Here is a 15,791-nt window from a genome sequence, read left to right on the forward strand (position 1 = left end):
GAAAGACGTGGCCTGGGCGGCTCACTGGGATGGGATCGGACTCTCATGTGCCGCCGCAGGGACAACTGCGGTGTCGGTGCCGACCGCGTGGAGGTGTTTCAGGGCCTGTCGATAGGAATCGAGGAGTCCGGTCTCGGTGTATGGCAAGCCGAGCGTCTCGCAGTGCTCGCGGACCAGGATCCTTGCCCGGGGCAGAGCGCTGGTGGGCATGCTCGGAAAGAGATGATGTTCGATCTGGTAGTTGAGTCCGCCCAGCAGGAACGCGGTGACAGGACCGCCCCGCACGTTGCGTGAGGTGAGAACCTGGCTTCGCAGGAAGTCGAGCTTGTCCTGGGCCGAGGGCATGGGCATGCCCTTGTGATTGGGGGCGAACGAAGCCCCCATGTACAACCCGAACAAGCCCTGTTGCAGCAGAATGAACACGATCGCCTTGCCTGGCGGGAGCACCAGGGCCACGGCGGTGAGGTATCCGGCGGCGTGCAGGATCAACAGTGTGGCTTCGACTGCTGCCGGTGCCGGGGCGCCCGGGTGACGGTGACGCAGGGCACGGGCGGACGCGACGTGCAGATTCCACCCCTCCAACAGCAGCAGGGGAAAGAAGAATCCTGCCTGGTGCCGGGTCCACCAGCGGCGGAGTCCCTGCCGTCCGGCGGCGTCACCCGGGATGAAGACCAACGCGCCGGTACCCACGTCCGGGTCCCGATCGACTCGATTGGGGTGCGCGTGGTGCCGATTGTGCTTGTCGAGCCACCATCCGAAACCCAGCCCGATCAGCAGATCCCCGAAGACCAGGCCGGTCCAGTCGGACGCGCGCCTGTTGCTGAACAGCTGCCGATGACCGGCCTCATGGCCGCGAAACCCGCACTGGGTGAATGCGAAAGCGAGCACGACCGCCACGAGAAGCTGCCACCAGGAGTCACCGACCAAGACGAAAAGTGTCCAGCCCACCGCCGTCCACAGTGCCGTCCCGGTCAGACGCAGAGCACTGTGCAACGGATGGCGGCGCAACAGACCGGCATCTTTCACCCGCCGGGACAAGACGGTATAGTCGCTGGCCGCTCGTGCTGGACGCGCCTTCAAAGACTCGAAGGACTGCTCGCTGGTGGGTAGAGACATTGACCCTCCCGGTGCCGGTCCGGAACTGCCATAGCGGCCGTTCGCGGTGAAAACTGGCGTCCCGGGGTCAGGGGGATCGTCCTCGCCAGCTCATCGGAACACTGTCTCCGCCGAAGTTCGGCGGTCGGCTGTGCAGCCGTGAGCGGGCTTCAAAGTGTTGCCTACCCGATTAACACTCGCGCATGTCCCCCGCTCCCGCACCGGGACAGCAGCTGCTGGTCAGGGCTTCTCCCACCACAGGCGAAAGCGGAAGGCCGGGAACGGCTTCCGGGGTGCGAGGAGACCAGGGATGCGAGGGGCCCGTCGTGACGCCTTCGATGCACGTCCGGTTTGCAGAGGTAGCCAACCTGTGTACTGGGGACTACCCTGTGCTCGCGCCCCTGCCCCCGGCGGTTCCTGACCGTCCGGATCGAAGCAGGTGAAGATCATGACGCGTAGCATCCCTGACCAGATTCGCGGCTTTGCCCGACGCGGCATTCCGGCGACCAGGCGAGAGCAAGCGTGCACGGCACTGGCTGCCTACGACAGCCACGGTGACGCTCTGTTCTCCCTGGCATTACTCCTGTGCCGGGATATCGACCGCGCCGTCGACGCGGTCGTCGCCACAGTGGCGCAGGTGTACAGGGGGTCGTCCGAGCCCCTGCCAGAGGTGGAGCTGCGGTACCTGACAGCGGACCTGTGGCTCCGGTGCGCGGCTCCGCTGCTCCCCCACTGGGGGCTGCCACTCCCGTGCTCGACCTCGATCTGTGAGACGAGTTCAAGCAACCTGTCCAGCAATCGGGAGCACGTGTCGATCGGCCTGTTCCTGTCCGAAGCCATCCCTACGGACAGGCAGTGGCGCACCTCGGTCTCTCAGCGCATAAGGCAGCTGCCCGTCTCCCCTCACTCCTGCGAAAAGACGCGGCCCTGCACCGCCCCACGCCGGGCCTGAGGGGCAGCACTTTCTGATGGCTGGTTGCTCGCGGCGGCCTTGGTGGTCGCAGCCGGAGTCGGCAGCGCCGTGGCTCTCTATCGGCCTCCCGCCTCGGCGCTGCCACATGTGGGGCCGGTCCGTCCTTGATCCACTCTTCGAAGGGACGCCTCGTGCGCATATCGCCACTCCTTTACGTCGACCGTTGCCAGGAGGGGACGAACACCGTCATGGTCCTTACGGGAGCGCTGGACCACGACTCCGCTCACCTGTTCACCGCCACGATGGCGGAGGCACTGAGCGCTGGTGTCAGGTCCGTTCACGTGGATCTGAGTGCCGTGGCGTTTTGTGACTGTGGCGGACTCACCGCACTCCTCAAAGCAGCGCTCGACGCCCGGACCAAGCGCTGGGAATTCCGGGTACAGGCCCCCTCCTCCGCTGTCCTGCGCCTGCTCGCTCTCACCGGTAGTACAGAAACCCTCCTCGGTCGGCAGCACGGCGCAGTAGCGCATAAGAACGACGCCGAAGCGGCATGATGAAGATCAACTCACTGCTGCCCCGTTACACTGGGAAACGAGAGGTGGCAGCCGGTGCTCAGCCCCGAGATGACGGAAATTCTGCGGTCCCTGCACACGCATGCCGGCGCAGGCTTCAGCCAATCCCGTGTGCGGGTTATCGGCATGGACCACCTCGTGGTTTCACTGGCAGTCGAGGGCCAGGTCACCGAACAATTGTGGTCCTCCAGCGAGACCGGCGCATCCTTCGAAGACATGCAATTCACCCTGGGTGAGGGCCCCGGGCCCGACGCCCTGCTGACAGGGCATGCGGCACTTGAGCACGACTTGGCCGCTGTCAGCGGGGACAGGTGGCCGGCCCTCGTCCTGACGATGGCCGCTCTGCCGATCCGGGCCGTGTTCTGTCTCCCGCTGGCCATCGGCGGCATCACGGTCGGTGTCCTCACCGCTCTCCGCGCGTCTCCGGGCCACATGAGCGGCCAGCAAATGGAGGATGCCCTGGGCCTCACGGCGGCCTTGGCCCTCCAGTTCCTCGGCGGGTCAGGGTCTCGGCTCGAGGAGTGGATGGACGCCCAGCCGGACGGAGAACTACACCGGGCCGTCGTCCATCAAGCCACAGGCATGCTCAGCGTCCAGCTCGAACTCCCCCTGGCTGAAGCACTCCTCCGCCTGCGCGCCTACGCATACAGCAACGACCGTTCCATCGTCCATGCCGCTGAGGATGTCGTCGCCCGGCGTCTGCGCCTGGACGACGACGGGCCCGAATCCGAAGCAGCCAAGGAGACGAGGGGATGACATCCATGTCCCGCGAGCAGCAAGTGTCCGAAGTGTTCGTGAAGGTCGCGGACTCCCTGATCGATGACTTCGACCTCATCGACTTCCTGGAGGAGCTGTGCGCCCATTGCGTCACGCTGCTCGACGTCTCAGCAGCAGGAATCCTCCTCGCCAACGAGAAGGGACTCCTGCACACGGTCGCCGCGTCCGACGAGAACACCCACCTGCTGGAGCTTTTCGCCCTCCAGCACGACCAAGGCCCTTGCCTGGACTGCTACAGCACACATCAAGCACGTTTCAACATCGACCTGCATGACCCCGCTTCGATCGGCGGCTGGCCCGCCTTCGCCGACCGAGCGCGCAAGAGCGGTTTCCAGACCAGCCACGTCTTCCCCCTCCGGCTCCGTGACCGCGCTGTCGGCGCGATGAACCTCTTCCACGCCAGCCGGCAGTCGCTCAACCCTCAGGACGCATCGCTCGCCCAAGCCCTGGCGGACATCGCCACCATCGCCCTGCTGCAGCAACGCGACATCGGACAGGAGCAGTTGGAGAAGAGCCAGCTGCAGCGCGCCCTTTCCAGCCGCATCGTCATCGAACAGGCCAAGGGCATCCTCGCCGAACGCTGGACCACCGACACCGACACCGCTTACGCCGCCCTGCGCACGTACGCCCGGGCCCGCCAGCTGCGAATCTCCGACTGCGCCCGCAAGATCATCGAACAGACCCTCGACACCGACCAGATCCCGCACCCCTGAGCACCTGTGCATTACTAAAATCTAGGGTGCGGCAAGCGGCTCACCTCGGCCGGTGCGCGACCTGAGTCGGTGTCACCCGGTAGTGCCTTCTGGAACGCCCGGATGATGTGGCTGCTGTCGGGGTCGGCGACTTCCTCCAGGCGGCCGCGGCGGCGGCCGGTGGGGCGCCGCCCTGGGTGTACCGGTCGGCGGGGCCCAGGCCAATCCGGGCTGTGCGGCGAGCGATACGAGCCGGTTGCGGTTGGGCACGAGCCGTAGGTCGCCCATCGGGCCGACTGTCTTACCGGGCGGCGCGTTCGAGTTGGGCGAGCGGGACGGATTTCACCCGAACGAGCCCGGCGTTGTCGACCCAGCCGAACACCACCCCGTCGATTCCGTCGGCAGAGAGCTGGACGATGGCTGCTCGGGCCTGGGCGGCCCGTGCAGCCCGGGAACACGTGATGACTATGCCGCCCATGCTGGTGCTCGCGGCAGCGGGTTCACCAGGAACTTCCTGGAGGGCACCCGTCCACGAATGGACGGAGCGGAGCCGCAGCACAGAACGGACAACGAATTGTCGAAAGCGGCGCCTCCCCGGCGCGCCTCGAATGTTTCATATTCCGGAGGTTGACGTCGTCCGGGACCGACGGGATTCGACAGCCCACCTCGGGGGCATATCTGTTTTGTGGTGTGGTCAGGCGTGGCGGAGGCAAAGGCTTCCCCACTGGAAGCCTGCGCCAATTCCGGACAACACGTAAGCGTCTCCCGGGAGCAAGGAGCCCTCGGTAACGGTGGTGTGCAGTGCGGTGAACACGCCGGCTGATCCGGTGTTGCCCAGTCGGTCGATCGTGACGGGTGCACGCTCACGGGGGACGCCAAGGGTGGCCATTGCCTCCGTAAGGATGTTCAGGTTGGCCTGGTGCAAGAAGAAGTGCCGGACTTGATCGATCGGCACTCCAGCGCGGTGGGCGGCGCTGGTGATGCTCTCGGGCAGACGTGTGGTCGCGGCGTTCCAGACGGCACGGCCGTCCATGGACAGGTAGTGGTCTCCGGCGGCGACGGTGGCGGTGCTGACGGGCAGCCGGGAGCCTCCGGCGGGGATCTGGACGTCGTAGGAAAGTCGGGAGCCCAGGTTGTAGGAGAGCAGGCCCGCTCCAGGAGTGTCCGTACGGGTGAGGACGACGGCTGCTGCGGCGTCTCCAAAGAAGACACCCGTGGTGCGGTCGGTGGGATCGACGACCCTGGAGGCACAGTCGGCCGCGAGGACCAGGATGGTGGAGATGGAGGGGTTCTGAAGGAGGTGGGCGGCGATAAGCACGGCTTGGATGCCGGAGGCGCAGGCTGCTTGGGTAACGTCCAGGGACAGAGCGCTGTGGGCGCCGAGGGCGTCCTTGACGATCAGCGCGGTCGACAGGAGCGGCTGGTCCCCGGTGTAGGTGGCGACGATGACCGCATCCAGCTGTGCGGGCTCGATGCCCGCGGCGGCCAAAGCCGGGCGGGCGGCGGCGACGCACATGTCGGAGGTCGCCAGAAGCGGGGCCAGACGCCGGCGTTCGCGGATACCGGTACGGCTGGTGATCCATTCATCGCTGGTGTCCAGGGTGAGGGTGAGCTCCTGATTGGTCACGACCGTCGGCGGCAGGTGCACCCCGGTCCCGGCGATGGCAAACGGCACGGACAGGCCGGCACCGGTCTGGTGGAACAGGGTCTGGTCCAGGGCGACGGTCACTCCGTGGCGCTCCGCTCGGGCATGGTCGGTGTTTCTCGAAGAATTCTCATGTTCCGTCCCCGATATCGATTTCGAAAGCCCGGCACCGCTCGGTCCGTCGCATCACGGCGCCACCGCAGCATCTCACGGGAGACGAATCAGAAGTTTGCTCCTTAATCAATAAGAGTGAGCAAAGATTCAACCGCTTGACATTGCACTGCTGGAAATTCTTTGCCGTGCTCCGAGTGGGCGGAGGGCGGATACTGGCGGTGATCGGTTTTCGAATACCTGCGCGGAGGTGCCGATGCGACGGAACGGACGAGTCGTGGATTCCCTGCTCACGCTGTTGAGCCGGGACTGGATCGGGGTGCCGGTTGCGGTGCTGGTGGCTGGGGCGGGTGCAGGGCTGACGGGGGCAGGGACTGTATGGGCGACGGTGCTCGGCGCCCTGGTGATGGCTGCAGGTGTGCTGCTGGCGGTGGGAGCCCTTCGTCACCTGGTCCTGTTGGCCCGCGAACGGGAAGCCAGCCCCCCGCCGGGGCGGCTGGTCCGTGTGGGCGGCCACCGAATGCACGTCCTCGCCGAGGGGGAGTCCGGGAGCGGGCCGACGGTGATCTGGATGCCCGGCGGGCACGCCCCTGGAGAGGACTTGCGGGTACTGCACACGATGCTTTCCACGGATTCCCGGTCGGTGCTGGTCGACCGGTTCGGTTCGGGCTGGAGCGACGCCGGGACCTTCCCGAGAACGACAGCGGGAGAGGCGGAGGAGCTGTGGGCAGCGCTTGAGGGAGCAGGGGAGCAGCCACCCTTCGTGCTCGTCGGTCATTCCTTGGGAGGGTTACTGGTCGCGAACGCGGCCAGGCGTCGGCCGGATCTGGTGGCCGGCCTCGTGCTACTCGATCCGACGCCCCCGGAGGTTGTCGCCTTCGCGCCGCGCAGCAAGCAGCTCGCACGGATACGTCGCGGCTTCCTGCTGACGGCGGTGCGGCAACTGTTCGGTGTCCATCGCGGCCCCGAGAACCGGGCAGGACAGGGCTGCGCCGCCGCGTCGATCTTCGCAGAGCTGTCACCGTCCGGGCTGGCGAGAGTCGGCTGGGAGACCGTGGTGTACGACGGGGAGCTGGGGGACCTGCCGCTGGTGCTCGTCATACCCAGGGATCTCATCGGCGGTGAGGCGGTGCTGGCCGACGCCCGGGACGCTGTTGAGGCCGAGCGGATCAGTCGCTTCTACCTCCGGAGCAGGACCCGGTACCTGTCGACGTCGGCAGCGTCACGGCTGGTACACACGCCGGAGGGAACGGGCCACAACTTTCCGCACGAGGTGCCCTCGTTCGTAGTCGGCGTGGTCGGGGACCTGATACGGCAACTTCGCGCGACGCGCCCCTGACCGTCGCCCGGAGCCGGGCCCGGCCGGGTGCCGGCGGGAGGAGTAATCCGGGGTCCACGACTATGCCGGCGAGTGCGCAGCGGTCCATCTGCTGCAGGGGTCGACCCCTGTGCCGATCAGCCCGGCTCTTCCGGACACACCGTGTCCGGGCACCCTCCGTTCATGACGGCCGTTCCTCGGGCGGGGACGCGCGAAGGGACGGCACGGAGGCGAGCAGCGTCTGGGTGTAAGGGTGTCGAGGTGTGCGCAGGATCGCCTCGGTGGGAGCGCTCTCGACGATGCGGCCGTGCCGCATGACCGCCACGACGTCGGAAACGTGGCAGACGGCCGGCAGGTTGTGGCCGATGAACAGAATGGACAGTCCGAGCCGTCGCTGCAGTTCGCGAACCGTGTTGAGGACGGACGCCTGCACCGAGACGTCGAGCGCCGAGGTGATCTCGTCAGCGATCAGCAGGCGGGGATCGACGGCCAGGGCGCGTGCGAGGGAAACCCGCTGGCGCTGGCCGCCGGACAGTTGCCGCGGCAGGCGACCGGCGAGCCATGGCTCCAGACCGACGAGGGCGAGCAGTTCGGTGACGCGCACGGTGCCGGCGGACCGGTCGAGTCGACGGAAGACCGTGGCAGCTTCGACAAGCGTCTGGTGGACCGTCATCCGGGGGTCGAGCGCGGTGTCCGGGTCTTGGAGGACGACCTGGGCGAGGCGCCCGAGCCGACGTCGGTCGCGGACGCTTCGGGTGCGAACCTCGTGGCCGTCGATCAGGATCCGGCCACCCTGCACGGGGACCAGGCCGACAATCGCACCGGCCAGGCTGGATTTCCCGGAGCCGGACTCCCCCACCAGACCGAGCGTGGTGCCGGACGGGATCTTCAGCGAGACACCGTCAACGGCGGCGAGGGAGGCGCGGGGGCCCGGATGGCGGACGGTGAGGTCAATCACCTGAAGGGTGCTCATGAAGTGGCCACCGTCTCCGGGACCACCGTCACGGGTACCGGATGCCAGCAGGCGACCCGGTGGGTGGCATCGAGCTCCTGCACCGGTGGAGCCTGCTCGGCGCAGTGGTCCTGGCGGCGCGGACACCGGGGCTCGAACGGGCATCCCGGTGCGGGCACGAGCGGCTCGGGCGGTGCCCCCCCGATCGTCGGCAGAGGTCTGCCACGGTCCGCGGCAAGGTCCGGCACCGAGGCGATCAGGGCCCGGGTGTAGGGGTGCCGGGCGCCGTTGGCGAGGCGGTCGGCGGGCACGGCCTCGACGATGGTGCCCGCGTACATCACCAGGACCCGATCGCAGAACTCCCCCACGAGTGCGATGTCGTGGCTGATGAACAGGATTGCGGCGGATGTGTCCCGCCGGATGTCGGTGAGCAGCTGGGTGATCTGCCGCTGCACGGTGGCGTCGAGCGCGGTGGTCGGTTCGTCGGCAATGATCAGCCCCGGGCGCATCATCAGTCCGGCCGCGATCATCACGCGCTGACGCTGGCCGCCGGAGAGCTGGTGAGGACGTGAACGCAGCAGTTCCGGGGGCAGGGCGACCCGGCGCAGGGCGTCGGCAGCCTCCTCAGCGGCTTGTGCACGGCTCGTACCGCGATGGGCCCGGACGGCCTCGGTGAGCTGGGTCCCGATCCGCAGGGACGGGTTGAGCGCCGAGGCCGGGTTCTGGAAGATCACCGACAGGCCTGTCGCGAGGTGCCGATCCCGCTCCTTCGGCGTCAGGGCCGCGAGATCAGCTCCCAGCAGGCGCAGGGTGCGGCGGGACACGCGGGCACCGTACGGGAGCAGGTCTGCGACGGCTAGCGCGGTGAGCGACTTGCCCGACCCCGACTCGCCCACGAGGCCGACGGCCTCCCCCTGCCGCAGCGAGAGGCTCACACCGCGCACCGGCTGGATCGTGCCGTCCGGGGTGGGGAGTTCGACAGTGAGGTCCTCGACCTGGAGGACCAGCCCCTCCTCGGCGGGGCCGCTCGGTGCGGGCTCCGGTGCGGGAACGCGCGGCGCAGGGCCGCGGCGGGCGACGCTCCCGGCCAGGACCTCACCGAGCATCTGGAAGGTCAGGGCCGCGTAGAGAACGGCCAGGCCCGGGGCGAGCGCGGACAGTGGCTCGGCGTAGATCCGGTCGAGACCCTGGCTGAGCAGCAGTCCCCAGTCGTAGCCGGGTGGTTGGACGCCCAGGCCGAGGAAGCTCAGCCCGGAGAGAGCGACCAGGGTGGTGCCCGCCGCCGTGGTGGTGGTCAGGAGCAGTGGCTCCGCGATGTTGGGCAGGACGTGCCGCCACAGCAGACGATGGCGGCGCAGACCGAGGATACGGGCCGATGCCAGATGGCCGGTGCCCGCGACGCCTGCGGCGAGGGTCTGGGCCAGTCGGGCGAAGCCGGGGACTCCCGCCGCCGCGAGCGCCAGCACGGCCCCGGCGGTGCCCGCACCGAACACGACCGCAAGAAACATTGCGAGCAGGAGTGCCGGGAAGGCGAGCAGGAGGTTGATCAGCCCGGCGGTCAGGCGGCGACCACGCCGCCCGAGGACTGCGGTGCAGGCCCCGACAAGGATTCCCGAGCCCGCGCCGATCAGTACCGCCGCCAGCGCGAGCAGCAGTGAGGGCCGGGTAGCCGTCAGGACCCGGGCCAGCAGGTCCCGGCCGAGGCCGTCGGTGCCGAAGGGGTGGGCCGCGGAAGGGCCCTGGAGCACAGCCGAGGGGTCCGGCCGACCGGCAGCCGCGCCCCAGACCGGCGGACCGACCAGGGCGAGCGCGACGAGTGACGTCAGCATGACCGCGGTGGTCCAGGCGAGGGGCGAGCGCCGGAAACCGGATGGAAGGCGCATGGTCACATCTCCCGGATGGCGGATCGGGGATCGAGTACGGCGAGCAGAACATCGACGAGGAGGCCGGCGAGCAGCACGGTGGTGCCCAGCACCAGCACCATCGCCTGGACCACCGGGTAGTCCTGTGCGACCGCGGACTGGGCCATGGCGGACCCGATGCCGGGCCAGGCGAAGACCTTCTCGACCAGCACGGTGCCGGCGATCAGGGCGGGCAGCAGGCTCCCGGCGACGGTGAGTGCAGCTGTGGCCGTGTTCGGCGCAGCGTGCCGGAGATAGCGGCGCGCGGGAGACAGCCGTTTGCTCCGGGCGGTGCGCAGGTAGTCCTCGTTCAGCACCCTCAAGGCCTCCACCCGGACGATGCGCAACAGGACCGCGGTAGGGGCGAGGGCAAGCGCGAGAACAGGCAGGACGAAGGACCCGCCGCCCGCCGCACCGGCCACCGGAAGCAGATTGAGGCCGACGGCCAGCAGTGCGCTGAGTCCGGCGGCCAGGACGAAGTCCGGCACTCCGGTCAGACCGGCGGTGAAGACGACGAACACCATCTCGGTGCGCGGGCGGCGGCCGTCGCGGGTGCGGACTGCCGCCAGCAGGCCGCCGGGCAGCGCGACGACGAGGGTGACCACGAAGGCGAGGCCGGCGATCTCCAGCGTGGCCGGCAGCCGGGTGCGGATCATCTCCGCGACCGGCGTGCCAGTGACCAGAGAAGTGCCGAGGTCCCCGTGCAGGAGGCCGCCCAGATAGTGGAGGTACTGGGACAGGAAGGGCGCGTCGAGCCCGAGGGCGTGCCTGCGGGCGGCCACGAGGTCGGGGGCGGCGTCGACGCCGAGCGCGGCCCGGACCGGGTCGCCGGGGACGAGGCGGATCATCGCGAAGGACGCGGTGAGCACCAATCCGAGGGAGAGGAGCAGTCGGGCAGTGCGGCGGCCGAGGAACACCGTCCAGGGGTGCCGCAGCATCTGGGGTACGGACATGGTGAGCCCTCGGTCGCGGATGTGGGCGGTCACTGGTGGAGTCGGATGCTCGTGGGTACGAGTTGGCCGCCGAACGTGGTGGCGAAGGTGGTGCGATGCCCGTACACACTGCTCCGGCCTTCGGCGATCGGCAGCGCGTCGGCCGAGCGGAAGAGCGCGGCGGCTGCCCGGTTCCAGGTGCCGCATCCGGCCGTGTCGGTCTGCCGCAGCGCCTGGGCGACCAGGGCCTCGTACTCAGGGTTGCTCACTCCCGCGAAGTTGAGGCCCTGGGCGGGAGCGGGGCCGGAGAAGAACGGGATGAAACCGACCGGCAGGGCGAAGCCCGGGGTACTGCCGACGACCACGTCGAAGTCGGCGCTCCGGTACATGGCATTGACGAGGGCGGGCAGGCTCTCGGCGACCAGGTCGACCTCGGCGCCGAGCGCCGTCCACTCCCGGGCCATCAGCTCGGCGACGGAGGTCAAGGTCGGGCCGAGATCCGGGCTGGTGATCAGGCGGAGCCGGAGCGACTGGCCGTCCTTGGTCAGCGGGCCGTCGGCAGAGCGGGTCCAGCCGGCGGAGCGCAGGGCCTCGACGGCGTTCTGCGTGGGGAGGTTGGCGTCGGCGAGGTCGGCGTGGCAGACAGCGCCCCAGGCGCCGAAGTCGGCGGCGGGGGCCCCGGTGCCGCCGACGGCGACGTTGGCGAGCCCACGGCGATCAAGGGCGGAGACCAGGGCACGGCGCAGGGCCCTGTCGGCGAGTACCCGGCCGGGCCGCTGGTTGAAGAACGTCAGCCCCACCACGGTCGCCACGTCTGTGGTGGCCAGACCGCGTTCGGTGAGCCGGGCGCGGTCCGGCCCTTCCACCTTCGCGATCTCGACACCTCCGGTGAGCAGCAGGTTCGCCGCGGTGGATGCCTGGGGCACCACCGAGACGACGATGCGCGCGGGGAGACCCGGCTTGGCGGTGGTCGCCCCGGCCGGTCCCCAGAAGTACCCGGCGCGGACGGTGAACTCGTACGGTCCGCCCGGGGCGTAGCGGGTCAGCACGTAGGGGCCGGTGCCATGGGTGGCACGGTCCAGCGCCCCAGGCCGGTCGAGCCCGGAGGGGCAGACGATCGGCAGCAGGCCGAGGGTGCGGGTGAGGAACGGAAAAGGGGCGGCGGCAGTCACCGACACCGTGCCGGTCCGGTCGTCAGCGCTCGCGGTGAACGGAACGCTCGGGAGGACGGTTCTGGCGCCCGCAAGCTCGTTGGCCGGGTCGCTCGCGTAGGTGAGTGCCCCGGTTACCGCCGAGGCGGTGAGGGGGGTGCCGTCGGAGCAGGTGATGCCTGGGCGGAGGGTGAAGGTGGCCGTCGTGGTCGTGGCCTGCCAGGAGGAGGCCAGCCCGGTGACCAGAGTGCCGTCGGAGGCGAGGTTGACCAACGAGTCATAGGCGTAGCGTGCCTGGGCGGCGCCGAAGGTTGAGTAGGGGTCGAAAGTCGGCGTCTCGCTGGACTCGGCGATCCGTGCGGTGCCGTGGTGCACCAAGGGTGTGGTCGTGGAGGAGACGACGCCCCCACCGCAGCCGGTCAGCGCGACGGCCGAGGCGGTGAGGGCGGCCGCCTGGACGACTGTGGGGGTGCGTCGAGGCATGCCGTCATGCTGCCACCGGGGCATGACCGTGATAAGTCAACCAACGGGTGAGGAATAGAGGTTCGAATATCCGGACCGAACGCGTATCCCGTGAGACGTAAATAGTCATCCAACCGCATTAGATGCTGTTCGGATCCACCGCATTACAGGTCACGTATGGAACGACGCAAGCACTCGCAAGAGTGATTTCTTAGACGGCCATTTGGCTCACGGTGGCGCGCTTCGACTACGGTGATCAGTGGATCGGAGGCGCATTCCGGCATTCGGTCATCTGCCTCGTCAGGTGAATCCCGGATCTCGCGATGGAATGCTTTCATCCGCCCGGTTCTGCGCTGCTTCGGTGGTCGTCGCATCCGGGCTCCCTGTCATACGTATACGTAGAGAGGATGGAGCATCATGCCGCCCGTAGTACCGCCCTTCCTGATCGGCTTGATCGCGGCGCCGCTGACCAAGCGTCTGCTCAAGCCGATGTTGCGTGGAGTCGTCAAAGCGTCCGTCGGCATCGTGATGGAGGTGAAGAAGGCCGCACATGAGGCCGGAGAGAATATTCATGACCTCGCGTCCGAAGTGGCCGCCGATGTGGTGGCCGCCCAGCTCGCCGCTGGGGAAGCCGATGGCAACCCCGCCGACGGCCAGCACTCCGCCGGGCACGGCGCCAAGGGGGATCCCAGGACCCCGAAGATCCGTGCGACTGCCGGCAGCGCCACCGGGAAAACGCACTGACGGTCCATAAGGACTCGCGGCCGTCGCCGGGCGCGTAAGCCGAACCATTTCGGCTGAATGCGTCCGGGCGGCGGCCGTTCACAGGCCGCTCGGCCGCTGTGATTGCTGTCCAGAACTTCCATTCCGTCGCCGTGATTCCGTCGTGTTCGTGGCGGTTTCCCGCGACCTCCGCAAACGGGTGATCGTACACATGCCATCGCTTCTGGGTGCCGCAACCGGATACCGCTCCGTGGAATCGGATGCGAGCCCACGTTCGGTCACACCGGGCCGCCAGCGCTGGGACGTCAAGCTGGTTCTCGGACGCCCCAGGGCGGCCGAGACCCTCGCCGCCGTCCTGCGCCGCGTCCCCGGGATCACCCAGGCTCAGGCCAACCCGGTCACCGGCAGGGTGCTCGTCCGGCACGATGCGCGCCTGCGGGCCACGGACATCGGCCGGATCATCCGCAAGGCCGTCACGGGGGTCGTGGAGGGGCCAGCCGGCGCGGGGCGTTCTGCACCTGGCCTCCCCGCGCCCGCCGCTCGGGCGGACCGCGGCCTGGTGGTGCGCCCGGTGCTAGCCGTAGGCGGCGGAGTCGCGGCCGGGGTCGCTCTGGTCAAGGGATCGGCGCTGAGCAGGCAGCTGGTGGCTGCGGGCGGGGTTGCCGCAGCGACCGCGGTCGTCCTTCGGAGAGCCTGGCGCGAAACGGTCGAGGCGTCCCGTGACACGGACGAACCCGGCGCCGCACTTCACCCCTTGCTGGAGATCGTCGGCCCGCACCGGCGCCGCCTCTACCGTGCCGCCGCACTGTCCGTCGCCTGCCAGGCCGCCGAAATCGCACTCGGCACGTTCCTCGGATGGACCGGCCTGGTCCTCATCAAGGGCGAGGCAGCTCCGCTGGTCAGCCTCGGTCTGACCACGGCGTCCGCCCAACTCTGGGGCCTGGCCGGACTGGTGGCCGTCGCTTGTGCGGCGGTGGCAGGTCTCTCGTACGCCTCGAACCTTCAGTGGCGGCAACTCGGCCAGGACATCGAGCACGACTGGCGGAGTCGCACGTACCGACACGTCCAGCACCTCGAACTGGGGCACCTGGAGGGTGAGCGGACCAGCCGGGTGGCCGGCACGCTCACCAACGACGTCGGCCAGTTGGGCGCCTTCTTCGCCGGCCCGGCCAACGACATGCTGCAACTCGCCACCAGCCTCGCCATCCTGGTGCCGGCGTTCCTTCTGCTCGCACCGCAGATCGCCTGGATCGCGTTCCTCCCGATTCCGGTCATCGCCTGGTTGTCGCTGCACCATCAGGAGAAGGCCGCAGCAGACTACGCGGTCAACGGCGAGTGCCGGTCCAGGCTGGGCAGCCAGGTGATCAACTCGCTGGAGGCCGGTGCGACCGTCAAAAGCTTCTGCACCGAGGATTACGAGGCCGAACGCATCGACGGGCTGAGCGAGGCGGTGCAGGAGAGCAGCCGGCATACCGACCGGACCACGATCCGCCACGCCGAGACCGTCCGGTCCTGCACCACCGCATCGATGGCAGGAACCTTGCTGATCGGCGGCCGTTCGGTGCTCAACGGCACTCTGCCCTTCGAGGTGTTCAGTCCTCTGATCGGGCTGCCCCAGATGCTTCTGATGCGGATGAGCCGGCTCGGCGGCATCGCCGACCAGTACCAGCGCACCCTCTCCTCCTACGACCGGGTCCAGCGGCTGCGCGCCCTGCCCGTCGAGGCCGACGGCGGAAACGAGACCCTCGACCTTGCGGACGTGCGGGGCGAAATCGTCCTCGACGGGGTCACCTTTGCCTACCCGGACCGGCCGACGGCACTCAAGGACCTGTCGCTGACCATCCCGGCCGGGCAGGTGACCGCCCTGGTGGGCGCCACCGGTTCCGGGAAGACGACGATCGCCAGACTGCTGATGCGATTCCAGGACGCGCAGTCCGGAAGGGTACTGATCGACGGACAGGACATTCGGGACCTGCGGCGGCACAACGTGCGGCACGCCATCGGCTTCGTCGCCCAGGATCCGTTCCTCTTCGACGGCAGCATCGCCGACAACATCCGTTACGGCAGCTTCGGAGCCTCGGACGAGGCGCTGCTCCGGGCGGCCACCATGGCCGAGGCCCACACCTTCATCGCGACGCTGCCGGACGGCTACGACACTCTGATCGGCGAACGAGGTGCCGCACTCTCCGGTGGCCAGCGGCAGCGGATCGCCCTGGCTCGGGCGATCCTCAAGGACTCGCCGGTCGTGATCCTCGACGAGGCCACGTCCGCCGTTGACAACGAGACCGAGGCCGCCATCCAGCGCACACTGCGCGGCTTCGCGGCCGGCCGCACGATGGTCGTCATCGCCCACCGCCTCTCCACGGTCCGCCACGCCGACCGCATCTACGTCATGGACAAGGGCGGCATCGTCGCCGAACAGGGCACCCACGACGAACTCCTCGCCCAGCACGGACTGTACGCATCTCTCTGGCAGCTCCAGGCCGGCGAACTCGCCGCCTGACCGCAGAAAAGACCACCCCCGCACGCCGGTCGCGTGACATCACC

At 68.7% G+C, this 15,791-nt stretch carries 12 protein-coding genes; 6 read left to right on the top strand and 6 right to left on the bottom strand.

Going from position 1 to position 15,791, the window contains the following annotated elements; all coding sequences use genetic code 11:
- Nucleotides 1-21: 21 nt before the first annotated feature.
- Entirely contained in the window at nucleotides 22-1,116 is a 1,095-nt protein-coding gene (locus tag ACFUNE_RS11040; RefSeq protein ID WP_383565036.1) for a fatty acid desaturase family protein, read from the bottom strand.
- Between the two features lie 1,083 nt (nucleotides 1,117-2,199).
- On the opposite strand from ACFUNE_RS11040, the gene ACFUNE_RS11045 reads away from it, so the two are divergent.
- The 3 genes from ACFUNE_RS11045 to ACFUNE_RS11055 are packed head-to-tail and all read left to right on the top strand — an operon-like array spanning nucleotide 2,200 to nucleotide 4,070.
- Nucleotides 2,200-2,562, top strand: a complete 363-nt coding sequence (locus tag ACFUNE_RS11045; RefSeq protein ID WP_383565038.1) for an STAS domain-containing protein — start codon at nucleotides 2,200-2,202, stop codon at nucleotides 2,560-2,562.
- A 54-nt stretch (nucleotides 2,563-2,616) separates the two neighbouring features.
- Nucleotides 2,617-3,336, top strand: coding sequence for a hypothetical protein (locus ACFUNE_RS11050; RefSeq protein WP_383565039.1), 720 nt, complete (start codon nucleotides 2,617-2,619; stop codon nucleotides 3,334-3,336).
- A complete protein-coding gene (locus ACFUNE_RS11055; protein WP_383565041.1) occupies nucleotides 3,333-4,070 on the top strand; it encodes an ANTAR domain-containing protein in 738 nt (245 codons plus the stop codon). The genes ACFUNE_RS11050 and ACFUNE_RS11055 overlap by 4 nt, the downstream gene beginning before the upstream one ends.
- Nucleotides 4,071-4,743: 673 nt before the next feature.
- On the opposite strand, the gene ACFUNE_RS11060 is transcribed toward ACFUNE_RS11055, so the two are convergent.
- Entirely contained in the window at nucleotides 4,744-5,778 is a 1,035-nt protein-coding gene (locus ACFUNE_RS11060) for a 3-oxoacyl-ACP synthase III family protein (RefSeq protein ID WP_383565043.1), read from the bottom strand.
- 304 nt (nucleotides 5,779-6,082) lie between these two features.
- Here ACFUNE_RS11060 and ACFUNE_RS11065 point away from each other — a divergent pair, with 304 nt between their 5' ends.
- Nucleotides 6,083-7,144, top strand: a complete 1,062-nt coding sequence (locus ACFUNE_RS11065) for an alpha/beta fold hydrolase (RefSeq protein WP_383565045.1) — start codon at nucleotides 6,083-6,085, stop codon at nucleotides 7,142-7,144.
- Nucleotides 7,145-7,304: 160 nt separating this feature from the next.
- On the opposite strand, the gene ACFUNE_RS11070 is transcribed toward ACFUNE_RS11065, so the two are convergent.
- Genes ACFUNE_RS11070 through ACFUNE_RS11085 form a run of 4 tightly spaced genes read right to left on the bottom strand, consistent with a single transcriptional unit; the run spans nucleotide 7,305 to nucleotide 12,542 of the window.
- On the bottom strand, nucleotides 7,305-8,096 hold the full coding sequence (locus tag ACFUNE_RS11070; RefSeq protein WP_383565047.1) for an ABC transporter ATP-binding protein: 792 nt from the start codon (nucleotides 8,094-8,096) through the stop codon (nucleotides 7,305-7,307).
- Nucleotides 8,093-9,958, bottom strand: coding sequence for a dipeptide/oligopeptide/nickel ABC transporter permease/ATP-binding protein (locus ACFUNE_RS11075; protein ID WP_383565049.1), 1,866 nt, complete (start codon nucleotides 9,956-9,958; stop codon nucleotides 8,093-8,095). The genes ACFUNE_RS11070 and ACFUNE_RS11075 overlap by 4 nt, the downstream gene beginning before the upstream one ends.
- Before the next feature lie 2 nt (nucleotides 9,959-9,960).
- Nucleotides 9,961-10,929 (bottom strand): ABC transporter permease, encoded by a 969-nt coding sequence (locus ACFUNE_RS11080; RefSeq protein ID WP_383565051.1) that lies wholly within the window; start codon nucleotides 10,927-10,929, stop codon nucleotides 9,961-9,963.
- Nucleotides 10,930-10,958: 29 nt separating this feature from the next.
- Nucleotides 10,959-12,542 carry an ABC transporter substrate-binding protein gene (locus ACFUNE_RS11085; RefSeq protein WP_383565053.1) on the bottom strand — a complete coding sequence of 528 codons (1,584 nt, stop codon included), beginning with the start codon at nucleotides 12,540-12,542 and terminating at the stop codon, nucleotides 10,959-10,961.
- Nucleotides 12,543-12,938: 396 nt separating this feature from the next.
- Between ACFUNE_RS11085 and ACFUNE_RS11090 the strand changes: the two genes are divergently transcribed.
- Nucleotides 12,939-13,265 carry a DUF5132 domain-containing protein gene (locus tag ACFUNE_RS11090; RefSeq protein ID WP_383565055.1) on the top strand — a complete coding sequence of 109 codons (327 nt, stop codon included), beginning with the start codon at nucleotides 12,939-12,941 and terminating at the stop codon, nucleotides 13,263-13,265.
- Nucleotides 13,266-13,494: 229 nt separating this feature from the next.
- Nucleotides 13,495-15,747, top strand: a complete 2,253-nt coding sequence (locus ACFUNE_RS11095) for an ATP-binding cassette domain-containing protein (RefSeq protein WP_383565057.1) — start codon at nucleotides 13,495-13,497, stop codon at nucleotides 15,745-15,747.
- Nucleotides 15,748-15,791 lie beyond the last annotated feature (44 nt).

Origin of the sequence: Streptomyces sp. NPDC057287 (genome assembly GCF_042667905.1) — a bacterium.
In the GTDB taxonomy this organism is placed as follows: Bacteria; Actinomycetota; Actinomycetes; order Streptomycetales; family Streptomycetaceae; genus Streptomyces.

Bases quoted from the DNA above. Each gene is read 5' to 3' on its own strand.
- ACFUNE_RS11040 (WP_383565036.1), bottom strand. From the start codon at position 1,116: ATGTCTCTACCCACCAGCGAGCAGTCCTTCGAGTCTTTGAAGGCGCGT.
- ACFUNE_RS11055 (WP_383565041.1), top strand. From the start codon at position 3,333: ATGACATCCATGTCCCGCGAGCAGCAAGTGTCCGAAGTGTTCGTGAAG.
- ACFUNE_RS11070 (WP_383565047.1), bottom strand. From the start codon at position 8,096: ATGAGCACCCTTCAGGTGATTGACCTCACCGTCCGCCATCCGGGCCCC.
- ACFUNE_RS11075 (WP_383565049.1), bottom strand. From the start codon at position 9,958: ATGCGCCTTCCATCCGGTTTCCGGCGCTCGCCCCTCGCCTGGACCACC.
- ACFUNE_RS11080 (WP_383565051.1), bottom strand. From the start codon at position 10,929: ATGTCCGTACCCCAGATGCTGCGGCACCCCTGGACGGTGTTCCTCGGC.
- ACFUNE_RS11085 (WP_383565053.1), bottom strand. From the start codon at position 12,542: ATGCCTCGACGCACCCCCACAGTCGTCCAGGCGGCCGCCCTCACCGCC.
- ACFUNE_RS11090 (WP_383565055.1), top strand. From the start codon at position 12,939: ATGCCGCCCGTAGTACCGCCCTTCCTGATCGGCTTGATCGCGGCGCCG.